The following is a 26,088-nucleotide window of genomic DNA, read 5'->3' as shown; positions in this document are numbered from 1 at the left end:
ACCTCATCACGCAGCAGGTTTTGCAGAGGCGGGGTCAGCCAAGGCCGTGCCCTGTTCGTCCTTGACGCGTACAGGCGCGTCATCCCGTACGGTTTGAACGCCCTGCGTAACGATCATGTCGCCCTGCTTCACCGGACCATCGATCAGAATATTGGTTGAATTGCGCTGAACGATACGAGCGTCAATTTTCTTGGCAACACCGTTTTCAACGCGCCAGACATAGGAACCGTCCGCTCCCCACTGAATGGCAAGTGGGTCAACCGAAGGATAGCGGTCACCCGGAAACAGAACCGTGACGGAAAACGACATGCCCGCACGCAGACGATCCTGCGGGTTCGCCACCTCTGCGCGTACATGTAACGTACGGCTGGCCTCATCCAGCATGTTGTCAACCGCATTGATCTCGCCCTGATAGATTTCACCCGGGAAAGCGGTCGATTCCGCAGTCAACGGCTGTCCAACCTTGATTTGCGGTGCAAAACGTTCCGGCACCCATATATCGATCAACACTTTTGATCGGTCATCAATACGTCCGATAGATGTTTGTGCGGTAACGTAGTTACCCACATTGACAGGAAGGATACCAACAATACCTGTGATTGGCGCGCGAACCGTACGTCGGCTCAATGCAAGCTGAGCGTCCTGCAAAGCAAGCTGCGCATTGGCAACCGCCAGTTCAGTCTCGACCACTTGTACTTCTGTTGCAGTGTTCGTCGCCCGCAATTTTGCGATACGCTGCCGGGTGGTCTGCGCGTCTTTCAAAGCGGTCTCGGCTTTGGCTACGGCAATCTTCTCTGTCTCGGCATCGAGTTCGGCAATCGAATCTCCTTCCTTCACGCTATCGCCAGCCTTGACGTAGAGCTTCGTCATGTAACCACTGGAATATGGCGTTATCGACACAGTGCTGAGAGCCCGCGCCGAACCGATGGCTGTCAAACGATTGTTGATGGTCTCTTCACCAGCAGCCTCGACAACAACGAGTGGCGCCGACCGTCTGCCGCCGCTCTTGGGCGCTTCTTCGCCTGTTGCTACGGCTTTCACCACGTCGGTCTTGTTCTTATATGCATACCAGCCGCCGACGGCGGCTACAGCTATGAGCAGGCACAAGGCAATCTGCTTCCAGGATTTCATTCAGCTCTCCGGCAAGGCTCGCCGTCAACGTGACGGCCCTCATATTCGAAACCATTATGTCGGACGCGGAAAATGCCAGCAAATAGTATCAGAACGATGATTGCCTTCACATTGCGCAAATCACCTATCCCATAAGGATGCATGGATTTTTCCACCTAAGACTTTGCACACACGATCTTAAGGCGTCGAGTTAAATTTCGGTAATACTCCGCTGTAAGATCGCACAAACGAATGCGTTCTTAACCGATTGAACAAAGGCTGTTGGATTTATCGACCGGCTCCATATATAGGAAGCTACCTTTGTGAATTGCGTTTCGACGGCACACCGGTTGAGGCACCGCGGCAATTGGGCCGGTTCGCCTCGAGTTGGAAACAGGCTATGGCGGTTGTTGAAAAGACCACAGATACGGACGCGCCGTCTCCTGAAGCGGCCTTTCAGGCTGCGACCATTGAGCGGCCCTCTCCAACGCAATTCACACGACTACCATGGCGCAACCGGCTTTCAAGCAAGCTGCTGCTGCTGACTGCCCTTGCCGTGCTCATCACCGAGGTTCTGATTTTTGTCCCCTCCGTCGCCAATATGCGTGTGCGCTGGATGAGTTCGCGTCTTGATACAGTGGGCGCGGTCAGCGAGGTTCTCGCCGCTGGCGGCAACATGGACGTGCCGCGCGACATTCAGGACAAGGTGCTTCTCGCGACCGGCACAGAGGCTATCGCCGTGCGTGAAGCCGGTGCGTCGCGTCTGCTAGCCATGTCGGAAGTTCCCGGCAAGATTGATCAGGTTATCGATCTTAACAATATCAGCGAAGCCGCTGCCATATGGGATGCATTCGGAACGCTGTTCAACGGCGGAGACAGAACGCTCCGAATCTATGGTTCTGCTTCACCGAACAGTTCACCGGGTCGTATCATTGAAATCGTGACCTCGGACGCGCCGCTTCGTCATGCCATGCTCGTCTATGCGCGCAACGTGACTTTTATCTCCCTTATCATTTCTGTGATCGCAGCGAGCCTGATCTACCTCATCATTCACGAAATGCTTCTGCGGCCGGTGCGTATCATGCACCGCAACATGATCGATTTCGCCTCATCCCCGGACAATCCCGCGCTTATCCTCGTACCTGAGAGCCGCACGGACGAGTTCGGCGTTGCCCAGCGCCAGATATCCCATATCCAAAGCGACCTTCAACGAACACTCAAGGAACAGAAACATCTGGCCGATCTCGGTCTAGCCGTTTCCAAAATCAACCATGACATGCGCAATATTCTTGCGTCCGCGCAATTGATGTCGGATAGACTAGCCGATACCGAAGACCCGATGGTGCAGCGGTTTGCACCCAAACTCATTCGCACGCTCAGCCGCGCGATCAGCTATTCTGAAAGTGTCATGGCCTATGGCCGCTCGCAAGAGGCGCCACCGCGTCCGCGCCGGGTCCTCCTGCGTACGGTTATCTCAGACGTACAGGAAACCTTGAGTCCAAGTTCAGAGAGCAGCATCGAATTCGAGAATCTTGTTCCTGACGATTTCGAGCTGAATGTCGATTCGGAACAGCTATTCCGCGTACTCAGCAATCTATGCCGCAATTCTGTTCAGGCGATGGAGCGTGATCAGGCCAATGATGACGCAACAGTGAAACGCCTCACGATTTCAGCCGGCAAAATTGGGACGACTGCTATCATTGGCGTCGAGGACACTGGCCCCGGCCTGCCGCAAAAGGCGCGTGACAACCTTTTCACGGCTTTCAAGGGATCGACGCGCAGCGACGGCACCGGACTTGGACTCGCCATCGCACAAGAGCTGATCCGCGCACATGGCGGAACAATCGAGCTTAGGGAAGACCGTCCGGTTGGAGCGCATTTCGAGATTCGTATTCCTGATTTGCCAACGCAACGGGACGACCGCGACAGCCAGCGCACAGAAGAAAACGTCTAGGCGATCTGCCATTGTATCGGCCTGCGATTGGAAAGCCCCTGAAATGCAAGGCCTGAAAAGAAATCTTCACAGAACCACATTTTTTTCTAAGAAGACGCTTGCATTTAGCGATATGTCCGATTATCAACCGCCCATCGCCGCAGCGAGCGGCACACAAGGCAAGCACCCGTAGCTCAGCTGGATAGAGCACCAGACTACGAATCTGGGGGTCAGAGGTTCGAATCCTTTCGGGTGCGCCATTCTTTCAAAAATGTCGAATAACACGATATTTAGGCTTTTTGACAATTATACTGCCCTGCAGTCAGAACGACTAACCGTTCCCAACCGTTTCGCGTATTCCGACCAGAATAGCTATCGCAAGTTTCGGGACAGCGTCTCAGAGCTTATGCGATTTTTCCCTCTCCAGTGTGTGGGATCAACCTTAGCTTAGCACTGATGCGGAAACGCCGCTATGTAACGGGGAAATGCCCTCAATGAAAACGCCGATATCTCTTCGCAAAGGGAGTTGGGCGCAAGTACGTCAATACAGTAAAATCGTGCTGCTTGCCGGCGTAAATTTCGCAACATCCCGGAATAGCTTCATTCCAGGTATCAGTTGGCCGATGCGAATCAAGTTCCCCCATAACTGAAACCTATTCCCAAGCATGAGCGTCCATTGATCTCGCGAAGTTGCCCGTATCGCATGCCGTCTTTGTTGACGAGTGATCGTGAAGGTCGTCTCCGCGCAGACCGGAACGACCGCTCAGGTCGGCCAATTGTAAAACACTATACTCAAGGCATCCAACATCCAATAGCTCAACAAAGGTTTGGAGGAACCCGTGAATGTCACCAACAATTGGCAACTGTGGCATTCTTGAACCGTACATTATCGGGCCACCTTTTTCGCTTTAAGAGCCATTCACCATCGTGTCGAAGTTCGCATTTCAGGCCGACGAACCAATAAAGTGTTTAGTGAGAGATGCCTAGTTTGGTGCATAGATCGGCCAACTAAGTTTCCGGCTTTACCATCGCCGCTCGGGCCAGGTGCAGTTTAGCGGGCGTCGTCTTGAAGAGCATGCCCCACATACCCGCTATTGGCGGCTACCGAGACGAACGCGCGGCGCATGGTCATCGATTACAGGCGGGGAAAGGTCAGATTGCTCTTGAATGCGATTTATCCTTCTGCTACACGAGCGGCCGGTCCGCAGTTCACCTAGGCATCGCCGCCCTCTGGGCAAGCTAAACCTGCTTATTTATCTCCTTGACGCATCGACCACCTTGTTCGTGCCGCGTCGGAACGGCGATCACCGATCTCAATTTGACAGGCACGCTTTAAGGATAAGGGACTATGCCCCGGGAATTAATACCATTGCATGTCAATGACATTTCGGCTTTAGCGCGCAGTATCCGTAATGCCTATTCCGAACGCGACAAGCCGCCTTCTCACGTCGAAATTTTGAATATCCTTGCAAAAGGCGCAGGATACAAAAATTTCCAGCAAATGCGAGGCGGCGCGAAAGAACCTGTGAAGGAAGAAAAACATCCTGTTATCAGTCAAGCGAGTGTGGAGCGTGTGGTCCGTTGCTTTGATAAAGATGGTGTTCTTACGCGCTTTCCGAGCAAACGCTCGGATCAGATATCGGTTCTATGGGTGATCTGGTCTCGTTTTCCAGCCCGCAAAAATCTCACGGAAGTCGAAGTCAACGCGCTGTTGAAATCCTGGCACAGTTTCGGAGATCACGCCTTGCTGCGTCGCGAAATCTGTGATGCCGGTTTGGTATCGAGAACACGGGATGGCAGTGTTTACCTCCGCATGGAGCTGCCGATGCCACCTCTAGCGCAAGCTATTGCCCGCCAGATCACTAATAAATAACTCAACAGCTAATGTGCTGACGAAAGCAGCTATTGCTGCTGAGGAATTATCATGACCAAATTTGAAACCGGCTTTTTGCTTGGAAGAATTCCCTATATTCGCATGGGAGATCAAACTGACCCCGTGATCGTGATCAATGGCGGGCAAGGCTTTGTACGCAAACACAGCTTTGACAGGATGATGCGTGACGCAAAGCGAGTCGCACGTATGTTGCCGCCAAGACAGGGCTTTATCCTGATCGGCTACGATCAGCAGCCCGATGCAAAGGCGACAATTGAAACTATTGTGTCAGATATTCAGCGCGCGATCGAGCCAATGAATGTCCCGGCATTTACGCTCATGGGGATATCCTATGGCGGATTGCTGGCAACAAGGCTTGCGATGGCGCGCGAAGGATGGGTTAAGAAGCTGATTTTGGTGGCGAGTGCTCACAAGTTCAGCGAGAATGGCGAAATCAGGATACATCGACAAATCCAGTTCGCTGAACAGGAACAGTACTACGAGCTGATCAATGACTTTGCGGCAATATTCCGCAATCCTTTACTGAATTTGTTACTGAAGATAAATCTCTGGGTGGACCGTAACAAACTTCCAGAAAAAATGAATTCCGGCGAAGTTATTGTCCGGTATCTTCAATTGATAATGCAGGCTGAGCCAGTCGATCTAAGCTCGATCGCAGCAAGGACATTGATTGTTGGAGGGGAACTCGATCAATTTTTCGGCGACGGCACATTGGAGGCCGCCCAAAATGGTATCCCCCACGCTACGCTGCAGCTCCTCAAAGGGCAAACCCATATGGCCCCGGTTGAATGCAGTCGACAATTTCGACGGATCCTGACGGAATTTCTCGATTAAGCTGAATCAGGGAACACTAAGAAGCCCGCAGTTGCGGGCTTCTTAGCTAAGCTATACTTTTTTACCTTCAGGCAAGACGTCTATGCAGAGACGATATCATCATCAAAATCGTACGACGCATTGAGATACGCGCAGCCTGTCGTCGGGTTGATGACCTCTTTTGAGACTTCGCCGCCGGTAGTATCTAACTTCCGTCACTCCTATGCGACAAATAAGTTAAGCTTGCACACCGCTTGGGTGTCCTGATCTCTTCAAGAACAACATGCCGTGGCAAAAAGGCCATTTAGCTGCAACTGTCAGATTTAACCTCAGGATTCTCAATGGGTTAAACTGATCCCAGAGACCAAATATCGTGTCAGTCGATAAAAACAGTTCAGAAGCTTGTTTCAACGCATGACGGGCATGTCTATGCGTTGCTTTGCATTTTTTGCTGAATTGCGTTGTCTCGGCCTCGTGACGTTTCTGCTCTCTCCGCTATATGTGGTTCGAAATACCGGTATCACATTTCTGCAGTGGAATTTTTCTCATGAAGCATCACGCGCTTGTCTGGCTGCGTAACGATCTTCGTATCAACGACAATCCGGCACTCGACGCAGCCGCTGAAACAGGTGGCCGTACAACAGCGGTTTACGTTCATGAGACGAGCGCCGAGATTCGCGCGCCCGGTGACGCAGCGCGCTGGTGGCTAGATCAAAGCCTGAAAGCGATAGGAAGACAGCTGGCTGATCGCGGTATCGAATTGCTTGTTGAGACTGGCGACGCGAGGGACATCCTCCCTCGGTTGGCCGCAAAACTGGCTGTCACGGAGTTGTTCTGGAACCGTCGCTATGCACCGGCTGAACGGGAATTGGACGCAAAGCTAAAGGCACAGCTCAAGGAAAGCGGAACCAATGTAACGTCATTTTCCGGCAACCTTCTTCTTGAACCCTGGGAGCTCAAGACGGTTAGCGAGACACCTTACCAGGTTTTCACCCCTTTCGCCAAAGCCTTGCGCCACCACCATATTCCACGTCCGCTTTCGCGAAGGTCATGGGGCATCAAACCAACACTGGAAGCCCGCCACTCGCCCAGCGTTCCTTTTTGGGCCAAAAAACTCGACGGGCTTTGGAATATTGGAGAAGACGCGGCGCGCGACCGCCTGACACGCTTTCTGGAGAGCACACTGTCAACTTACGCCGAGGATCGGGATATTCCCGGCACTGATGGAACTTCAAGACTGTCACCTCATTTGCGGTTCGGTGAAATCAGTGCCCGTCAGGCTTGGTATGCCACGTTGGCGTTTATGGACGAGCATCATTCGGCGCGGGCGAGTGGTGAAAAGTTTCTATCCGAACTGATCTGGCGCGACTTTAATTACCACCAGCTCTATCACCGCCGGGACATCAGCCGGTACGATATGCGTGACACACTATCCGGCATCGGATGGCGTGATGATCCATTTGCGTTCAAAGCCTGGCGTCGCGGGCAGACGGGCTTTCCCATCATTGATGCCGGTATGCGTCAGCTTTGGGCCACGGGGTGGATGCACAATCGTGTGCGAATGCTTGTTGCCTCTTTTCTCAGCAAAAATCTGCTCATTGACTGGAGGAAAGGTGAAGAATGGTTCTGGGACACACTCGTGGATGGTGATGTCGCCAGCAATCCGGGTAGCTGGCAGTGGGTAGCAGGCTGCGGCATGGATGCAGCACCCTATTTCCGGGTGTTCAACCCGATCTTGCAAGGCGAGAAATTCGATGCCTATGGGCGTTACGTCCGGCACTGGGTGCCGGAACTGTCCAATCTGCCGGGCAAATGGCTACACAAGCCGTTCGAGGCACCGAAGGAGGTGCTTTCCAGCGCTGGAGTCATCCTGGGTAGCACTTACCCCAAGCCAATCATTGATTTGCAGGCATCGCAACGCGAAGCGCGCAAGCGGCTTAACAATGAAGATTAATCAGCGCGATTCCAGCCCGCCATTCTCAACGATAAATTCGATGATTTCCGCTACCCCCTTGCCCCGATGAAGGTCGGTGAAGCCGAAAGGACGCTTGCCACGCATGCGTGCCGCATCGCCTTGCATAATATCGAGATCGACATGAACGTGCGGGGCAAGATCGCTCTTGTTAATCACAAGAAAGTCTGACCGCGTGATACCCGGACCACCTTTGCGCGGAATTTCTTCACCCTGACAAACAGAGATGACATAAAGCGTCAGATCCGCCAGATCTGGCGAGAAGGTGGCAGCGAGATTGTCGCCACCGGATTCAATGAAGACAATGTCCAGATCGGGAAATCGCCGGTTCATTTCGGCAATCGCCTGCAGATTGATGGAGGCATCTTCTCGGATTGCCGTATGCGGGCATCCGCCCGTTTCGACACCCATTATCCGGTCTTCTGACAAGGCCTGACGACGTGCGAGAATAAGGGCGTCCTCCTGCGTGTAGATATCATTGGTAATCACGGCGACCGAGTATTTATCACGCAGCGCTTTGCAAAGCTTTTCGGTCAGCGTCGTCTTTCCCGATCCCACCGGTCCACCGATGCCTATACGCAAGGGTCCGTTTTTCTGTGTCATGTGCGAAAAAGCCTTGAATGTTGGGTTTCGTGTTTCATGGCCATGATGTCGCTGATGCAAGTCGCGGAACCAAGGTCACTCAATGAAGTTTTTTCTGTTCGCGCCGCTGTTTCCGCGAGAACGGGTTCCAGGTCCGCCATTGTCGCAGTCACGCCGTTCTGCCCCATGACCGAAAGACGGATGGATGCCTGCAAAAGATTGATACAGAAGGCTTGCAGAAAGGCGGCGAGTGTCAATCCAAGCGATATTCCGTTGCCGCCCGCTATAGCACCGACTGCCACCGGATAGGGACAATCGACTGGCAGGCGGTCGAAGACGGAGCTGGGCCAGCTTCGGGCCGCAACCCGAAATGCCTCGCCTTGCAGCATCGTCTCCATATGGCGTTCGCGCGAGCCCGCCAGTGCTTCGGCCAGTTCCGCAATTTCAACAAGATCGCCTTCGGCAACCCCACGCCGCCAGCTTTCAGCGCAAAGCACGACATCGTTCCAACCGGAGCCACGCGTCACAATCCAGCGCAGCCAATCGCTCATCGTGGCCATGTCCGTGACAAGGCCGTCATGGACCGCCCGCTCCAGTCCATGGCTGTAACTGAACGACCCCACCGGAAAGACGGGCGACAGCCACGCCATCAACCGCAGCAAAGCAGTGGTGGTATCAGTCGTGGTGGTGGTGATGATGTTCATGGTCGTGTTCGTGATGACCATGATGATGGTCATGATGCGAATGAGCACCGGAATAAGCACCGCGCAGGGGACTGAAAATTGCCGTTACATCTGTAACCGTCGCCCCCAACCCCTCAAGCATAGCCTTTATGACATGGTCCCGCAGAATGAAGATACGATCATTCTCGATCTGAGCTGAAAGATGCCGATTGCCGATATGCCAGGCAAGCTCAGCTATGTGCAGCGGATCGCGTCCACGAATTTCGTAAAGTTCCTCGCTGGCGGCACGGATTTCGATCTCGCGTCCGTCATCGAGGATAAGCCTGTCGCCGTGTTCGAGCACAATTGGCTCTGCAAAATCGACGAGCACCTTCTCGCCGCCTTCCAGAGCAATGGCCTTGCGCCGCAAATGACGTTCATCGCGTTCGAGAACGGCGTGGCCCGCAGGCACGGCATCGATCACCTTATCTGCACGAAGAATGGCAGTAGCACGAAACATTTGTTCGCCTTTCAAGCTCAAAACATGAAGTAGCGTTGCGCCATTGGCACGACGTCAACAGGCTCGCAGGTGAGCAGTTCACCATCGGCTCGCACCTCATAGGTTTCCGGGTCAACTTCCATTTGCGGCATCGCATTGTTGAGGATCATGGAATGTTTGCCGATACCGCCTCTGGTATTGGCCACTGCAATCATCTGCTTGTCGACCCCAATCTTCTCTCGAAGCCCTTCATCCATCGCAGCCTGCGAAACAAAGGTAATGGACGTATTGGTGCGGGCTTTCCCAAACGAGCCGAACATCGGACGGTAATGCATCGGCTGCGGCGTTGGAATCGAACCGTTCGGATCACCCATCGGTGCGGTCGCGATCCAGCCGCCGAGCAACACCATGTCTGGCTTGACGCCGAAGAATGCAGGGTTCCACAGCACCAGATCAGCGCGTTTACCCACTTCCACAGAACCGATCTCATGCGCCATGCCATGGGCGATGGCAGGGTTGATCGTGTACTTCGCGATATAACGCCGGGCGCGGTAGTTGTCATTGCCCGGCTTGTCGTCTGGAAGACTGCCGCGCTGCTTCTTCATCTTGTCTGCCGTTTGCCAGCAGCGAATGATCATTTCGCCGACACGGCCCATCGCCTGACTGTCGGAGGAAATGATGGAGAACGCTCCCATATCGTGGAGGATGTCTTCCGCAGCGATGGTTTCCTTCCTGATGCGGCTTTCGGCAAAGGCAATATCTTCCGGGATTGCCGGGGACAGATGATGGCACACCATCAGCATATCGAGATGCTCTGCAATCGTATTGACCGTGTAAGGCCTGGTCGGATTTGTCGAAGCCGGCAACACATTCGGGTATTGGCAGACGCGAATAATATCTGGCGCGTGGCCACCGCCCGCACCTTCGGTATGGAAGGAATGGATCGTGCGCCCCTTGAATGCATTCAGCGTATCTTCAACGAAGCCGCCTTCATTCAACGTATCGGTGTGGATCGCGACCTGAACATCGAACCGATCCGCAACCGAAAGACAATTGTCGATGGCGGCGGGAGTCGACCCCCAGTCCTCATGCAGTTTCAGGCCGCACGCACCTGCACGGACCATTTCCTCCAGCGCGCCCGGCAGCGAAGCGTTTCCCTTGCCGAACACGCCTATGTTCATCGGCAGACCGTCAAACGACTGGATCAGCCGCGCAATATGCCAGGGACCGGGCGTGCATGTGGTTGCAAGTGTGCCATGCGCAGGCCCGGTGCCGCCACCCACCATGCAGGTGATACCCGCATTGAGTGCCTCATCCACCTGTTGCGGCGAGATGAAATGGATATGCGTATCGACACCACCCGCGGTGAGGATCTTGCCCTCACCGGCGATGATTTCCGTACCAGGGCCGATGATGATCGAGACCCCCGGCTGCGTGTCGGGGTTGCCCGCCTTGCCGATAAGGGCAATGCGCCCGTCGCGCAGTCCCACATCGGCTTTGTAGATACCGGTGTGGTCGAGGATCAGGGCATTGGTGATAACCGTGTCCATAGCGCCATCGGCGCGGGACAATTGGCTTTGCCCCATACCGTCCCGGATAACTTTCCCTCCACCGAACTTCACCTCTTCACCATAGGTGGTAAGATCGCGTTCGACCTCGATAAAAAGTTCCGTATCGGCAAGGCGCACCCTGTCGCCAACAGTGGGACCGAACATCTGCGCATAGGTGGCGCGACTAATTCTGGCTGGCATGAAATATCTCCGTCACCCGTTCTAAAGCTTGCCCATGACCATCTGACGAAATCCATAGATCTCACGTCTGCCGCCCACGGGAATCAATGTCACGTCGCGTTCCTGACCGGGTTCGAAGCGCACGGCGGTGCCCGCCGCAATGTCCAGCCGCTGCCCAAGCGCCTTTTCACGATCAAAGGAAAGCGCTGCATTCACCTCGTAGAAATGAAAATGGCTGCCAACCTGAATCGGGCGGTCGCCGGTATTGGCGACCTTGATCGTGATGGTCGGTTGTCCTTGGTTGAGTTCTATATCGCCGTCCTGCGTAATAATTTCGCCGGGGATCATGTCACACCTCACCCGGCCATCAGCATCAGGCCGCCAAGCGCCGTGGCGCCACCGGCAACACGCATGGCGAAACGACCCGTCTTGCCCGCCATAAGGCGGCCCGCACCAAGGCCGACCCCCATGCCAGCGGCATGTAGCAATGCGGTCGCAAGCGCGAATCCAGCCGCATAGGAAAGGAAAGTTGCGCTTCCGATTTCTCCACCGTGAGCATGTCCGTGAAAAAATGCGAAGAATCCGGCGATAAGCGCACCAACAACCGGAGAGACAGGGAGAGCGAGCGCCACCATGAGCCCCAGCACGACAACCGAAGCCAGAATGACCGGTTCAACGAAGGGCAGAGACATACCCAGAAGTGCGGCCACAAAGCCGAGCAACATCACGCCGACAAACGCTGCTGGCACAAGGAAAAAAGCCCGCCCGCCCAGCATCGCTGCCCAAAGCCCAACCGCAACCATCGCCAGAATATGGTCCACACCCGAAAGCGGATGTGTGAAGCCCGCCGCAAACGAGCCGTGTTCAGCCGGATTGAGATGAGCAAAGGCAGGGCTTGCGGTGAGCGCCATCGCTACCGCGGCAAGGACCGTAATCTTCTTCATTATCGTACCTTTCAAAAAGCAAGTTCGCCTCGGCAAACCGGAAAATCAGCGGATTGGCTCGTGAACCGTGACGAGCTTCGTACCATCGGGGAACGTCGCTTCGACCTGAATGTCGTGGATCATCTCGGCCACACCTTCCATCACCTGTTCGCGGGTGACGACATGGGCGCCCGCTTCCATGAGATCTACAACCGTTCGTCCATCGCGGGCGCCTTCAACGACAAAATCGCTGATCAGTGCGATAGTTTCCGGGTGGTTGAGTTTCACTCCGCGCTCCAGACGGCGACGGGCAACCATGGCAGCCATGGCGATCAAAAGCTTGTCTTTTTCCCTAGGCGTCAAATTCATGACTTCATTCCAAACTTCATGTCTTCAAAGCGGTAATCATTCCGCTGGTGTTAAAAGCGGCAGGACTGCCGCGCACTTAAAATGTCCAAACTTTAGGCAGGCCTGCCTTGCCATTAAGCAGGACAAGCAGTGGCCCCAGACGTCTGCGCAAGGTATAACCATCCTCCGCGTATAAACGCACCATCAACTTGCTCGCGGCGCCAACCTGCCAGAAACTGGCGCCCCCCTCCTCTCCTGTGATCTGCCGGGCAGCATCCAGATGTTTCCCGGCGTCCCCTGAAATCAAAAGCACGCTGGCGACGGCAAAAGCCCCATTGGTCACCGGACGGGCTTGCAATTCGGCTCCAACGCCTGGACCAAGCCTGAATTCTTCTGCATGCACAAGCCGCCCGCCGAGCCGCACGCGCCAACGATCGCTGAACTTTGCCTCGTCAACGCGCTCACCCATCGCAAGGCGTCCGAATATAGTCGCCTCCACCACCAGTATTTCTGCCCCCTCCTCCAGCTCTATATCCAATGTCCGCGACAACACGGATTGATTGAACAGAATGGTTTCTTGTGGAAGCCATGCAAGATGCGTGCCTGTTGCCGCTTTCAAACGAGTGGCGATGCGTGCCTCTCCGCCTCCTGAGCGATAGATTCGCTCACAGGCTTGCGTGGTGATAACAGCCGAGGCGTTTTCGCCAAGCTCCACATCCCATTGCAGCCGGTCACCACCGGTCAGCCCTCCTGACGTGTTGATCAGAATTGCTTCCAGTGGATCGCCTCCAACATGCGGCATGCGAATCTTGGCCGCGCCTTCCTGGTAAAGCCTGGAAATGCGGGAACGTCCGTCCTTGTAATGTATCGAAAGCCGACCGAGCCCATTGACGCGCTGCGAGGAGAGGCCCGCTAACTTATTGTTATTTATTGTCATCCGTGCGAATCTCTTATTGCCCTTCCAGAGCGATTTTCGATCTGATTGAATCAGATCGGTACTCTAGCCGTTTGTTTTGAGGCGCATCTTGTCCAAAAATCGTTTCACAATTTTCGGGATGCGCTCAAAAGCGGGACCGTTCGCACAAGGGGAACTGGTGCGGCGGGATACCGCCACATCTTGGAAGGTTTGAAAAATTTCATCAAGCACCCCGATCATCCTGTCAAAGCTTTACTTCAAAGGGATTTGACCGGTCAGGAACAATCTATCGCTTTGTATCTACGCAATATCGGCTCCCTTTTTGGGAAACATGCTTCAGGCGCGCCTTGTTGCCGGATGCGTAACCGTTTTCCGATACAGATGCCAGGTCGCATGTCCGAGGATGGGTATTGCGACAGCCAGCCCGGCAAACATCGTGGCAAAGCCGACGACGAGCATCGCGGTCACGATTACGGCCCAGAGCAGGGATTCCACTGGATTGCGCATGACCACACGCAACGAAGTCGCTATTGCCGCCGCCGCACCGCAATCCTGATCAAGCAGCATCGGGAAAGCCACAATCGTCGAGCACAGGACGACGATTGCAAATAGCAGGCCAATGCCACAACCAGCGAAAATCAGACTGCGTCCTTCTTCCGTTGAAAATACCTGGTTCATCAACATCGAGAAGCTCTCGGGCGGCATTGGTCCGAAATAGTGGACATAGAGATTTTGGGCCACCAGCAGCCAGACGATGAAAACTGCGAAGAGAAAAGCACCAACGGCCAGGATAGATGGCAATGCCGGAGAATGGCTCACATCAAGCGCGCGCCTCCAGGACGGGTCCAGCCCCTCCTCACGACGTCGGCTCATTTCATAGAGCGGCAACGCAGCAATTGGCCCGACCAAGGCAAAGCCTGACATCAAGGGAAACAAGAGTGGCAATAAGTTTGCGTTCGCACTCCAATAAGTGATGAGCAATCCCGCCAGCGGATATATGAGACAAAGGAAAACATAATGCGATGGCTTTGCCCAGAAGTCGTTGAAGCCCAAACGCAAGGCCTCCAAAACATCCGCCATGCGGATGCGTTTAACTTCCGGATAGAAAGCTGATTGGTCTCTGCCTGCGATAACATGAAACTGTGCCATGACGCTCCTCCTGCGGATTAGGCAGTCCTGACAGCAAGGGCAGCGGTCAGGACACGGCCTGCACGCAATTTCTGGTTTCCGCACGGTCATCGGGTCAGTCCGATTTTCGTGACGCCAGTTCATCAGACCAAAGTCTGACGGTTCAATAAACAGTATACATCGAAAAGACCGGTCACGAAAGAAAAGCGGCCCGATGATATTCCACCCGCTCGAATGGATATCAAATTGGCACAGCTCGGCGCTTTCCATAATGGAGCGCACTATTGGACCTACGTGCCAACAAGTTTTCAGATTTTATTGGGAATAATGGTGCTGCGAGAGAGGATTGAATTTTCCATCTCAAATCATAACCATTTGAAAACAAAAGAACCTTTTGGGACCGTTGTAAGTCTTGTGTACCACCTAAGTGACTCCACGACAAGCCGTTAACGGCAATTCTTTGGATGTGCTTCTATTTTCACAACGCTCCCATTAGGGCACAATTTTTGCCAGTCTCAGGGTGGAAATAATTGTAGCTGCACTGGCTGCAAAGCAGAAAGCTGACGCCAAGCCAAACCCGGCGCCAGCATACAGTGTAGCCGAAATAATATCCGTCTTACTCTCCCTGTTCTTGGAGCTGGGGGACTGGTCAGTTCGATACAACATCGCTGGATCTGCCCACTTATCGTATGAGCTCCACGCATACTGGAAGTTGAGCCAAGCGCAGAAACCCGTGATTAGCGTGCAACCAATTCCAATTAAGTTCCATCCCGCACCAGTTATGAGTCCGTCTATTTGATCTGGACGGACAGTATCTCGTAGGCTGCTGATTGCATAGATTGCACCGCCATGTACCGCTAGCAAGGACGCTAAGAGCCATTTGGCATAACCAACGTGGTTTTGAAATGAAGCATCTCTGTACGATTTGTATTTTTCGTAGTGTTCTCGGACGTGAAAAAGATAGCGTTCACGTGTTTTTTCGTCAGTCCAGTCGTGGACCCATATAGACTTGTTCGGATCATCCATAAACACAACCCATCGGAATCATACGAGGCTGGCAGAGGCGGCATCGACGTTCAAGCCGAACGTTGTCCTATTGATATCCTCCACGGCCTGCTTGGTGAGAGTTCAATAAGCAATGGCTATTCGCGTGTCCGTTACGGATTTACGTATTTTTGCAACGCCGACGTCTGTAGCCGCGACGCTAACGCCTGAAGTTTGCCGTTCGGCATACGTTTATGGTCCGATGCGAGTAATCCCGGTCGAAACGTAACGAATGGACCAGCCGACCGCGTAGATTAAAGGCCCCCAGAATACAGCCGCGATAAGCGGACCAGCGCCTTCTTTTGTTGAAAGCAACAGCATGACTGCAATCAGAACAGCTGCGGCTATGCAACAAGCCCAGTAAACCACATTCACCAGTCTCTTCAATACCGCTGATTTATCACTTTCCATACTGCCCTGCCCCCAACAATGCCAAGCTTCGAAGCTAAACTCGAAATATCGCTCCTGCGCAACTCTCAATGCGCTGAATTCTACTGAATGATTGTCGTTCGCGCTTTGAATAAAGTAGGTGGACGGAGGGACACCCCAAATTTTTAATAGAAATTTACGTCAGCCACATCTGATTTAATAGAGTTTCGCAATCCCCCCGCCCCCCTTCTTCTTCACCTATATGCAGTCAGAATGCCTGCCCAGCGGCCAAGGCATCCCGTGCGTTCCGGACTTGAGCCCGGTGGTTTAAGGGCTTGAGGCGACGAACGGTCGCCCTTGGTTTGGCGACGCGGGGGGGCTATGTAATTTTCTTGTTATCAATGAAGATGTTGCGCCGAACAAGAGAAGGGGCTGTATCCGTAATAACACGTACAGAGAACCCCTGATGGATTAAATCGATCATCTCCTGCTCGGTGCGAACCAGTACTTTATTCGCTTTTGTATGCTTTCGGCCCCCGTGCTTGGGGTCACCTAGAACGTAATGTCCATCCTCTGTGTGCGCGTACTGCTTTGATCCAGTCTTTGGGTCCAAACGATAAACTCTCAACACATCCCCCTTTGCAATGACGGTTTGCGTTCCTAGCATTTCGAATGAGTAAAAGGGAGATGTCTCGGGATGCCTTTTTTGTACGTAAGGCTATAGCCCAGCGTACACATCAGAAGGTGCCTGTCTTACTGTACGTACGGGTTGACTTTTGTTATACGGACATGCATTCATATGGTCACAACCTAAACGGACACCCATGGACGCCCGATATGAAGACCATTCTATACGCCCGAGTTTCAACCGAGGACCAGAACCTTGACCATCAGAAGACACAAGCTGAGGCCGCCGGTTTCGTTATCGATCAGGTAATTGCCGACCATGGCGTGTCGGGCGTAAACATGGCAATGACCAATCGACCGGAGGGTAAGCGCCTCTTTGACGTGCTGCGTAAGGGTGACATTCTGGTTGTCCGTTGGGTTGACCGGCTGGGGCGCAACTATCAGGACGTGACAGATACCATTCGGCATTTCATGCGACAGGGCGTTATTATCCGTACCGTCATTAACAACATGACATTCGACGGCTCGACGCAAGACCCCGTTCAGCAAGCCGTGCGTGACGCTCTCATTGCATTCATGGCGGCAACTGCACAGGCACAGGCAGAGGCGACTAAGGAAGCTCAGAAGGCTGGTATTGCCCATGCCAAGGATTTGGCGGCCAAGGACAAACCGAAGAAGCCGCTTTCGTATCTCGGGCGGAAACCGAGTTATGATAGGAAGCAGCTGATGCTGGTTCTGGATCTGCTGTCGAATAATGCCGGGACGTCTGAGATTGCGAGAGCGACGAAATTAACGCGGCAGACGGTGATCAGGATCAAGAGCGACCCAGCAGCAGCCGAAACTATGCTCACCAAATGGGGTATGGGAGCCAAGCAGACGACATAGTTGTGGTCGTAAAGCGAAATTCGACAGCATGTGCGAACAAATGGCATGACCGTGTTTCTTTTTTTTCACGCCGACGGATGTTGTGACCATGTGACAATTCGTGTGGGAATTTCGCCGGTAACACCCTGAGAATACAGGCATCCGCACTAGAACCTATATTATTTTGCGCTAACGGATTTAGTGACCAAGCCACTGATATTGTTGGCTCATTTGAAAAAATGACTTGCAATCTGAAAGCGCGAGCATACATTCCACCTGCTTCGGACACGCTGACGCCGAAGCCTTCAACTAAGACCACGTCCGTGCCTGTAGGTCTAGGTACGGAAACGCTAGCAGGCTTGACGCCTGAAAGGAGACCAAAATGAATTTGAAGAAGAACAGAATCCATCATGAGAGAATGCAAAGCCAGCAACTGCTACATGCAGGCACACGGATATAGCTCGTACTGCGACAAGCATAAGCGCAATCTCGCCCGTCATGGGCACCCGTACCAGATCGGTATCAAGAAGGCCGACCTGAAGCCCTATATTGGGGAAATTCGCGCTTTTCTAGAGAGCAACCATCAGGGCAAAGCTCAGGCCGTCATCAGTGACGCTTGGGGGCGTGTCGTTAAGGACGCCCACCGGTTCGTTGATCGAGCCAACCAAGGGCATCCATTTATCAGCTACGAAATGCAGGCCCATCGGGCCATCCTGTCGCTAGACCGTGAACAGAACGCCGAGACCATCGGTGTGCTGCTGATTGCCATGGGCTTCTGGTATCAGGACAACCCGCGTTTCTGGAGGCTGGACGAAGGTTTCCAGTTTCAGACCATACGCATGCTTTTGCGCCTCAATCCGCGTGAAGCGCAATACCAGTGGCGCAACGGTAAGATGGAACGCAGCCGTTTCAGGGAAACACCGCCGAAGACCATCAGGGCACTCTGGGACATCGTCTATCCGACCGGGTTCATTTCCTATGGCGTGGAAATTGCCAAGCGGAAGAGTGCTGCCTTGGAAGCCAAGAGGACACGAGCCGAGCGTGAACGAGCAGCTTTCTTTGGTGATGACATGGAGTCCGTCAGCGGCAGCAGTTCGATAGCGTCCGTAACTCCGCATGAGGTGCGCTCATGAAACGCACGAATAATGATTTGCGCTGCGCCAGCACCGTCCTTGGTGAAGTTCGCGATCACACCGGGCGATGGCACACCGGCACTAAGTCCTACAGCGACTTTGCGAATATGATCGGGACGACTACAGCCGACCTTATGCGCCGCCTGAAACTGCTCGGGATCGTGGAGCACACGGGAGAGCGGCACAGATTGACCGAGGCCGCCATCAGGAAGTGTTATGGGACAGTTTACCAGAAACGACGCAAGGACCAGCCCACGTTGTTCTATGATTTGATTCTGCCCGATGGAATGGTGCACATCGTCACCAACCTCGAGGCAACGAACCAGACTGAAACCGAAGTCGAGAAGCTAAGAGCGGCGGGGCTTTCACTGTCCGAAATCGGCTATCGGCTTGGGTGTAGCAAACAGGCTGTGGGTAAACGTCTAGCGAAATTGCCACCCCGATTGACGGACTGGCCTATCAGGGGATCATGGAAAGATGACGGCGACGAGGAAACGATAATGCCAATCGCAGCGTAAACCAACCCGCTGTAACTGCTCAAAGCGTTATCGACAAAAAAACCCGGATATACGGGGATCAGCGTAAACCATTCCGCTATAACTATAGTGGAACCTCTCGTTGGTCCTCGCTTCGCTCGACTTGACTGAAGACCCATTTACGTAGAATGCCCTTAGGGTGAAGAGACTTCGGAGCGAGAAGCGAAGAACTATCGATTGGGGTGTTCCTCAGGTTGTTCTCATCGTGTCGTAAGACCAGCTTACAATTGGCATGAGACGATCCTGAGCCTGTTCAATAAGGTGAGTGTTCGCTTTGCTCCGTCTCGCGACGAAGAATATGGTCTTTCCATCGCAAGGTGCACGTAAGCTTTCCTTCGGTCTGTCTTCGTAACGAAGGTAATCCGAAGATAGAATTACGATCACTCAACATTCGGATTCGCCTTTTAATAATTCCGTATCTTTCTCAATAGATATTTATATTTGGGTTTCGGTAATAAGATACTTAGGAAGAACCTACATACGTAGGGATGATCTAAGGTATTCATTACAATCCACTCGAAGGACGCTCGATTGATGGCCCGATCAGTGAAACGAAAGCGTTCGAGATAATACCTCGTAGCCATGCTGTACCCGGTCTCAGATGTCATTGTCGTCAAGTCAGAGCGGCAGTTGTACCAGCCATTAAATCAGCTTGATTATGCCCACTACGGCAGCCATAGATTGGATCCAGGCATTATCGGGGATAATCATACGCATGAACCAGCAGGGACTTTCAGCATTTATATGGTCGGTCGCAGATCTGCTGCGGGGCGATTACAAGCAGGCAGACTATGGCAAAGTAATCCTGCCATTTACGGTTCTGCGTCGTCTCGATTGCGTTCTTGCCGATACCAAGGCAGCTGTTCTGGCAGAACTTGCCGAGAAGCAGAAGCTGGATATCAATCCTGAACCCTTCTTGCTTCGTAAAGCCGGTCAGACGTTCTACAACACGTCCGAGCTCGACATGAAGACGTTGATGGGTGATCAGGACAATATTGCCGCCAACCTCTACAGCTACATTCAGGCATTCGCTCCAGCTGTACGAGACATCTTCGAGCGCTTCCAGTTCCATACGCAGATCGATCGTCTGGCCAAGGCAGGACTGCTCTATCAGGTCACCGAGAAATTCGCCAAGATTAACCTGCATCCTGATAACGTCAGCAACATGCAGATGGGTCTGATCTTCGAGGAGCTCATTCGCAAGTTCTCGGAATTGTCCAACGAGACCGCAGGTGAACACTTCACACCCCGTGAAGTTATCCGGCTGATGGTGCATCTGCTGTTTGTTGAAGATGACGAAATTCTCAGCAAGCCCGGAGTCGTACGCAGCATCTATGATCCCACCGCTGGCACTGGCGGCATGCTTTCCGTGGCCGACGAGTACCTCAGCGAACACAACCCGCAAGCCCGTCTGATTATGAACGGACAGGAGCTGAACGACGAGAGCTACGCCATCTGTAAGGCGGACATGCTGATCAAGGGGCAGGATGTCAGCAATATCATCGCAGGGAACACGCTTTCCGACGATGGCCATCCCAATACCAAGTTCGATTACATGCTTTCCAATCCTCCGTTCGGCGTCGAGTGGAAGAAGGTCGAGAAGGAAGTCCGCAAGGAACATGAGGCTCAAGGGTTCAACGGAAGGTTCGGCCCGGGGTTGCCAAGGGTGTCGGACGGTTCGCTCCTGTTCCTGATGCATTTGTAGTCGAAGATGCGACCAGCGTCAGAAGGGGGTAGTCGCTTTGGCATCGTCCTGAACGGCTCTCCTTTGTTCACTGGCGGGGCAGGAAGTGGCGAAAGCGAGATCCGCCGCTACGTGCTCGAGAACGATCTTGTCGAGGCTATCATCGCTCTGCCGACGGACATGTTCTACAACACCGGCATCTCAACCTATGTCTGGATCCTGTCAAACCGCAAACCGGCTCATCGCAAGGGCAAGACTCAGCTGATCGATGCGTCGAGCCTTTGGCAGAAGATGCGGAAGAGCCTTGGATCCAAGCGCAAGGAGATGAGCGAAGCCGACATTACGGCTGTTACGCAACTGTTTGGGAGCTTCACGGAAGCACGGCTGGCAACGACATTTGACGCAGACGATAAGGAAATCGGTAAGCGGGTCGTGCGTGAAGGGGAGCCGGAACCAGTCGCGCCGGAAGGCGGCAAGGTAAAGTTTGCTCCAATGTCTCGGATATTCCCGAATGAGACCTTTGGGTACCGTACGATCACCGTTGAGCGCCCAGCAGTCGATGACGCTGGTAAGCCGATCCTTGGTACTCGTGGGAAACAGAAGGGCAAACTACAGCCGGATACGGCCTTGCGCGATACCGAGAATGTTCCGCTGTCAGAAGACGTGGAAACCTATTTCAAGCGTGAAGTGCTGCCTTTTGCGAAGGATGCATGGATCGACCACGAGAAGACAAAGGTTGGGTACGAGATCCCATTCAATCGGCATTTCTATGTGTTCGAGCCGCCGCGCTCATTGGAGGAAATCGACGCTGATCTTAAGCAGGTCACCGGGCGGATCCTTGAGATGATCGGAGGGCTACACGCATGAGCATAGGAAAATATGCTGAATATAAGATGCTAGACGCCACTTGGATGGGCGCAATTCCTACGCATTGGGCAGCAAAACGTTTGGGAGTTCTCTTCACTGAGCGGCGAGAAAAAGTTAATGATAGAGATTATCCTCCGTTATCTGTGACAAAAAATGGTGTTGTCCCTCAATTGGATACAGCAGCAAAGACAGATGATGGTGATAATAGGAAGAAAGTATGTATAGGCGATTTTGTGATAAATAGCCGCTCTGACCGTAAAGGTTCATCTGGGAAATCAGTTCTTGATGGATCGGTTTCTCTTATTAATACTGTTATACATCCGAGTGATGATATTTCCATAGATTACAGTCATTATTTATTGAGGAGCGTGCCTTTTCAAGAGGAGTATTATAAGTTCGGGAAGGGGATTGTAGCGGATCTTTGGAGTACCAACTACTCTGAGATGAGGAGCATCATATTACCGCTTCCCCCGTTCCCCGAGCAAACCGCAATAACCACCTTCCTCGACCGTGAGACAGCCAAAATCGACGCCTTGGTCAACGAGCAGAAACGCCTGATCGAACTCCTCAAGGAGAAGCGCCAAGCGGTCATTTCTCATGCGGTTACCAAAGGGCTCGATCCGAATGTCAAAATGAAGCCGTCCGGTGTGGAATGGCTGGGTGACGTGCCGGAGCATTGGGATATTCGCAAAGCGGGATCGTTGGGAAGTCTATTCGGATCAGAACAAATCGGCGACGAAGACGTGTGTGACTACGGAGAAGTCTCCTTCATTAAGGTTTCATCTTTGTCAGAATTTGATTTTGAAGTTAAGAGTCTAGAGTGGTTTGTAAATAATGACAAATTATCAAGCATTAAACCAAAAAAAGACTTTATAGTTTTCCCAAAAAGAGGGGCTGCAATTTTATTGAATAAGGTAAATATAGTAAATACGCTAAGTGTTTTGGATCCAAATCTGATGGGTTGGAAAATTGATCCAACAAATTTTCTCAGATTTATAGCTTATTCAATCAAAGCACGCAGAATTGAGGAGTTGGCGGATGTTTCCACTGTTCCTCAGATAAATAATAAGCATATCAATCCAGTAAAATTCGCGTTACCTCCATTGAATGAACAGATTGAAATTTGCCATTATATCGACGAAGAGCTCAAGAACGCTGATAAACTTATAGATGACATTATTCGATCTATACAGATTTTGGGAGAGCGCCGGTCAGCTCTGATATCCGCTGCAGTAACCGGCAAGATTGATGTGCGCAGTCTGACGTCGGATCAAGCGGCTGCCGAATAATTCCAGCGAGGGGGCGTGGGAATGAGTATTCACAAGGAAATCAGCTTCGAAGACGAGATATGTACTCATCTGTCTGGGAACGGCTGGATCTACAATGCCGGCGATGCCGTCCATTATGATCGTGCCCGAGCGCTCTTTCCTTCTGATCTCGTAGAATGGCTCAGGGACACCCAGCCGCAGCCATGGGCCAGCCTTCAGAAGACCCACGGTCCCAACGCTGAAACCGTTCTGCTCGACCGGGTGCGCAAACAGCTTGACGACCGTGGAACCCTCGACGTTCTACGTCATGGCGTCGAAATGATCGGCCTTCGGGCACCACTGAGCCTCGCACAGTTCAAACCAGCATTGGCAATGAATGCTGAAATCTTGGCGAAGTATCACGCCAACCGTCTCCGGGTAGTCCGCCAAGTCCGGTACTCCCTGCATAACGAGAACAGCATCGACCTTGTTTTGTTTCTGAACGGCATCCCTGTCGCAACAACCGAGCTGAAGACGAACTTCACCCAGAGCGTGACCGATGCGATTGATCAGTACAGGTTCGACCGGGATCCAAAGCCGAAAGGTAAATCCTCAGAACCTCTGCTGACTTTTCCAAGTGGGGCGCTGGTACACTTCGCGGTCAGCAATTCCGAAGTGATGATGACGACAAAGCTGGAAGGAATGTCGACGCGCTTCCTGCCGTTCAACAAGGGTGACAACGGCGGCAAGGGTAATCCCGTGAACCCAGATGGCCACCGAACGTCTTATCTCTGGCAAGAGGTCTGGGAACGCGAAAGCTTTCTCGAAATCCTCGGGCGCTACATGGTCACGAAGCGCGATACCAAGAAGAACATCACCTCAGTCATCTACCCACGCTATCATCAGTTGGACGCCACGCGGAAACTTCAAGCAGCGGTTCTTGGCGAGGGTGTCGGCGGAAAGTTCCTCATCCAGCATTCGGCAGGATCAGGAAAAACCAATTCTATCGCTTGGTCAGCGCATTTCCTCGCGGATCTTCATGATACAAACCATAACAAGATCTTTGACAGCGTCATCGTTGTCTCGGATCGCAACGTGATCGATACCCAGCTTCAGGAAGCTATCTTCGATTTTCAGCGTGTACAGGGCGTAGTCGCAGTAATTCGCAACGAGGACGGCAGCAAGAGCGGATCGCTGGCCAAGGCGCTCGATGAAGGGAAGAAAATCATCGTCTGCACGATACAGACGTTCCCTTACGCAATTGAAGCCGTACGAAAGCTTACAGCAACCCAAGGCAAGCACTTTGCGGTAATTGCTGATGAAGCTCACAGCTCACAAACTGGAGAAGCCGCGTCGAAGCTGAAGGAACTGCTTGCTGCTGATGAATTGCAAGCCTTGGCTGACGGTGCAGAATTGAGCGCTGAGGACATCTTGGCCGCTAGAATGGGTGCCCGTGCAGATGATGCAGGGATTACCTACGTTGCATTTACGGCAACACCCAAGGCCAAGACCTTGGAACTCTTCGGACGCAAACCTGAGCCAGAGCAGCCAAGTGGCCCTCACAATTTACCAGCGCCATTTCATGTCTACTCGATGCGGCAGGCAATTGAAGAGGGTTTCATCCTCGACGTGCTTCAGAACTACACTCCGTACAGCTTGGCGTTCAAACTCGCTAACGACGGAAAGGAACTCACCGATACGGAAGTCGAAGCCAGTTCTGCCCTCAAACACATCATGAAATGGGTAAGGCTGCATCCGTACAATATCAGCCAGAAGGTTGAAATCGTCGTGGAGCATTTCCTTGCTAATGTAGCACCGCTGCTGGATGGCAAGGCGAAAGCGATGGTCGTCACAGGAAGCCGATTAGAGGCCGTCCGCTGGCAACTAGCGATCAAGAAGTACATCAAGTCCAAGGGTTACCAGATGGATACGCTGGTGGCATTCTCGGGCGAGGTGGATGATACCGAGAGCGGTCCCGATCCGTTCACCGAGGCGAGTAAATCTCTGAACCCGGATCTGAGAGGTCGCGATATACGGGAAGCGTTCAAGCTGCCAGAGTATCAGATTCTGCTCGTCGCCAATAAGTTCCAGACAGGCTTCGATCAGCCGCTGCTTTGTGGAATGTATGTTGATAGGCGCTTGGCTGGCATTCAGGCGGTGCAAACCCTGTCGCGCCTGAACAGAGCATATCCGGGCAAGGACACGACTTACGTTCTCGATTTTGCGAACAATGCCGACGAGATCCTTGATGCATTCCTCACATACTTCGACACGGCGGAATTGGCCGCCACGACAGACCCGAATCTGATCTTCGATATTCGCGCAAAACTGGACGCGCAAGGCTACTACGATGATTTTGAAGTTGATCGCGTCGTGGCCGTTGAGCTCAATCCCAAGTCGAAACAAGGGGATCTTATCGCGGCAATTGAGCCTGTCGCTGACCGGATCTTGAAGAAGTACAAGCAGGCGCAGGACGAGTTGAAAGCTGCGCAGAGCAAAGCTAACGAGAAGGTCATTGAAGCTGCCAAGGACGAAATGAACGCTCTTCTGCTGTTCAAGGGTGACATGCAGGCGTTTCAGCGTCTGTACGCTTTCCTTTCTCAGATATTTGACTATGGAAACTCGGCAATCGAGGCCCGTTCTATCTTTTACAAACGCCTGATCCCTCTTCTCCAGTTCGGCAGAGACCGCGACGGCGTTGACCTGTCTCAGATTGTGCTGACCCATCATAATCTCAAAAATCTTGGAAAGAAGCCGTTGACGCTCGGAGGTGGCGACAAGCCGTTATTGCAGCCGGTGACGGAAACAGGCTCAGGATCTGTTCAGGATAAGGAAAAGGCGCTCCTTCAGTATATTATCGATAAGATCAACGATTTGTTCGATGGCGATCTCACCGACGATGACCAACTTGTTTACGTGAATAACGTCCTGAAGGGAAAGCTGCTGCAATCGCCTGTTCTTGTTCAGCAAGCTGGAAACAATAGCAAGGAGCAGTTCGCAAGTTCCCCCGATCTCAAGCATGCCATCGTGGATGCCATCATGGATGCGTTTGCTGCACATGAGACGATGAGTAAGCAGGCACTGGCTTCAGAAAAGATACGCGATGGTTTGAAGGATATCCTCTTGGGACCGGGGAGGCTGTATGAAGGTCTTAGAGATGCTCATGAAAGCCAGAACGATAAGCCGGAGCCACGTTGAGGCGCACAA

The 26,088-nt window shown here is 52.8% G+C and carries 21 protein-coding genes, 1 tRNA gene and 1 pseudogene; 11 read left to right on the top strand and 12 right to left on the bottom strand.

The annotated features are described in order from the left end of the window. Positions 1-6: 6 nt before the first annotated feature. Entirely contained in the window at positions 7-1,131 is a 1,125-nt protein-coding gene (locus tag FJQ48_RS00785) for an efflux RND transporter periplasmic adaptor subunit (RefSeq protein ID WP_139973314.1), read from the bottom strand. Positions 1,132-1,510: 379 nt separating this feature from the next. Between FJQ48_RS00785 and FJQ48_RS00780 the strand changes: the two genes are divergently transcribed. From FJQ48_RS00780 to FJQ48_RS00755, 5 genes are all read left to right on the top strand, one after another. Then, positions 1,511-3,064: a HAMP domain-containing sensor histidine kinase gene (locus tag FJQ48_RS00780; protein ID WP_139973313.1), complete on the top strand. Its 1,554-nt coding sequence runs from the start codon at positions 1,511-1,513 to the stop codon at positions 3,062-3,064. A 162-nt stretch (positions 3,065-3,226) separates the two neighbouring features. After that, positions 3,227-3,303 (top strand) — tRNA-Arg (locus FJQ48_RS00775). Between the two features lie 1,109 nt (positions 3,304-4,412). Then, positions 4,413-4,916: a DUF2087 domain-containing protein gene (locus FJQ48_RS00765; RefSeq protein ID WP_247870274.1), complete on the top strand. Its 504-nt coding sequence runs from the start codon at positions 4,413-4,415 to the stop codon at positions 4,914-4,916. A 51-nt stretch (positions 4,917-4,967) separates the two neighbouring features. After that, entirely contained in the window at positions 4,968-5,771 is an 804-nt protein-coding gene (locus FJQ48_RS00760; RefSeq protein WP_139973311.1) for an alpha/beta hydrolase, read from the top strand. 526 nt (positions 5,772-6,297) lie between these two features. Next, the gene (locus FJQ48_RS00755; RefSeq protein WP_139973310.1) at positions 6,298-7,704 is read left to right on the top strand and encodes a deoxyribodipyrimidine photo-lyase; all 1,407 of its coding nucleotides are present in this window, start codon (positions 6,298-6,300) and stop codon (positions 7,702-7,704) included. On the opposite strand, the gene ureG is transcribed toward FJQ48_RS00755, so the two are convergent. From ureG to FJQ48_RS00705, 11 genes are all read right to left on the bottom strand, one after another. Further along, positions 7,705-8,325 carry an urease accessory protein UreG gene (gene ureG, locus FJQ48_RS00750; protein WP_139973309.1) on the bottom strand — a complete coding sequence of 207 codons (621 nt, stop codon included), beginning with the start codon at positions 8,323-8,325 and terminating at the stop codon, positions 7,705-7,707. After that, positions 8,322-9,008, bottom strand: a complete 687-nt coding sequence (locus FJQ48_RS00745) for an urease accessory protein UreF (protein WP_139973583.1) — start codon at positions 9,006-9,008, stop codon at positions 8,322-8,324. The genes ureG and FJQ48_RS00745 overlap by 4 nt, the downstream gene beginning before the upstream one ends. After that, the gene (gene ureE, locus FJQ48_RS00740) at positions 8,980-9,486 is read right to left on the bottom strand and encodes an urease accessory protein UreE (protein WP_139973308.1); all 507 of its coding nucleotides are present in this window, start codon (positions 9,484-9,486) and stop codon (positions 8,980-8,982) included. Before ureE ends, FJQ48_RS00745 begins: the two co-directional genes overlap by 29 nt. Positions 9,487-9,503: 17 nt before the next feature. Further along, the gene (gene ureC, locus FJQ48_RS00735) at positions 9,504-11,216 is read right to left on the bottom strand and encodes an urease subunit alpha (protein ID WP_139973307.1); all 1,713 of its coding nucleotides are present in this window, start codon (positions 11,214-11,216) and stop codon (positions 9,504-9,506) included. 21 nt (positions 11,217-11,237) lie between these two features. Next, the gene (locus FJQ48_RS00730; RefSeq protein WP_139973306.1) at positions 11,238-11,543 is read right to left on the bottom strand and encodes an urease subunit beta; all 306 of its coding nucleotides are present in this window, start codon (positions 11,541-11,543) and stop codon (positions 11,238-11,240) included. Positions 11,544-11,551: 8 nt separating this feature from the next. Beyond that, a complete protein-coding gene (locus tag FJQ48_RS00725) occupies positions 11,552-12,139 on the bottom strand; it encodes a HupE/UreJ family protein (protein ID WP_139973305.1) in 588 nt (195 codons plus the stop codon). A gap of 45 nt (positions 12,140-12,184) precedes the next feature. Further along, positions 12,185-12,487, bottom strand: a complete 303-nt coding sequence (locus FJQ48_RS00720) for an urease subunit gamma (RefSeq protein WP_139973304.1) — start codon at positions 12,485-12,487, stop codon at positions 12,185-12,187. Between the two features lie 76 nt (positions 12,488-12,563). Then, a complete protein-coding gene (locus FJQ48_RS00715; protein ID WP_139973303.1) occupies positions 12,564-13,403 on the bottom strand; it encodes an urease accessory protein UreD in 840 nt (279 codons plus the stop codon). Between the two features lie 63 nt (positions 13,404-13,466). After that, on the bottom strand, positions 13,467-13,613 hold the full coding sequence (locus FJQ48_RS22235; RefSeq protein WP_180350080.1) for a hypothetical protein: 147 nt from the start codon (positions 13,611-13,613) through the stop codon (positions 13,467-13,469). Positions 13,614-13,718: 105 nt separating this feature from the next. Next, complete coding sequence (locus tag FJQ48_RS00710) at positions 13,719-14,531, bottom strand: DUF2189 domain-containing protein (RefSeq protein ID WP_139973302.1); 813 nt, start codon at positions 14,529-14,531, stop codon at positions 13,719-13,721. Positions 14,532-15,746: 1,215 nt separating this feature from the next. Then, positions 15,747-15,965: a hypothetical protein gene (locus tag FJQ48_RS00705; protein WP_139973301.1), complete on the bottom strand. Its 219-nt coding sequence runs from the start codon at positions 15,963-15,965 to the stop codon at positions 15,747-15,749. A 795-nt stretch (positions 15,966-16,760) separates the two neighbouring features. Between FJQ48_RS00705 and FJQ48_RS00700 the strand changes: the two genes are divergently transcribed. From FJQ48_RS00700 to FJQ48_RS00675, 6 genes and pseudogenes are all read left to right on the top strand, one after another. Continuing rightward, positions 16,761-17,435, top strand: a complete 675-nt coding sequence (locus tag FJQ48_RS00700) for a recombinase family protein (RefSeq protein WP_139973300.1) — start codon at positions 16,761-16,763, stop codon at positions 17,433-17,435. A gap of 389 nt (positions 17,436-17,824) precedes the next feature. Next, positions 17,825-18,547, top strand: coding sequence for a hypothetical protein (locus tag FJQ48_RS00695; RefSeq protein ID WP_139973299.1), 723 nt, complete (start codon positions 17,825-17,827; stop codon positions 18,545-18,547). After that, positions 18,544-19,065, top strand: coding sequence for a hypothetical protein (locus tag FJQ48_RS00690; protein WP_139973298.1), 522 nt, complete (start codon positions 18,544-18,546; stop codon positions 19,063-19,065). The genes FJQ48_RS00695 and FJQ48_RS00690 overlap by 4 nt, the downstream gene beginning before the upstream one ends. Before the next feature lie 676 nt (positions 19,066-19,741). After that, positions 19,742-21,634: pseudogene (locus tag FJQ48_RS22620) on the top strand (class I SAM-dependent DNA methyltransferase). Continuing rightward, a complete protein-coding gene (locus FJQ48_RS00680; protein WP_139973297.1) occupies positions 21,631-22,923 on the top strand; it encodes a restriction endonuclease subunit S in 1,293 nt (430 codons plus the stop codon). The pseudogene FJQ48_RS22620 and the gene FJQ48_RS00680 overlap by 4 nt, the downstream one beginning before the upstream one ends. A 21-nt stretch (positions 22,924-22,944) precedes the next feature. Then, the gene (locus FJQ48_RS00675; RefSeq protein WP_139973296.1) at positions 22,945-26,079 is read left to right on the top strand and encodes a type I restriction endonuclease; all 3,135 of its coding nucleotides are present in this window, start codon (positions 22,945-22,947) and stop codon (positions 26,077-26,079) included. Positions 26,080-26,088 lie beyond the last annotated feature (9 nt).

This window comes from Ochrobactrum sp. CGA5 (assembly GCF_006345815.1).
Lineage (GTDB): Bacteria > Pseudomonadota > Alphaproteobacteria > Rhizobiales > Rhizobiaceae > Brucella.
This window is presented reverse-complemented; position numbering and strand designations above follow the sequence as displayed.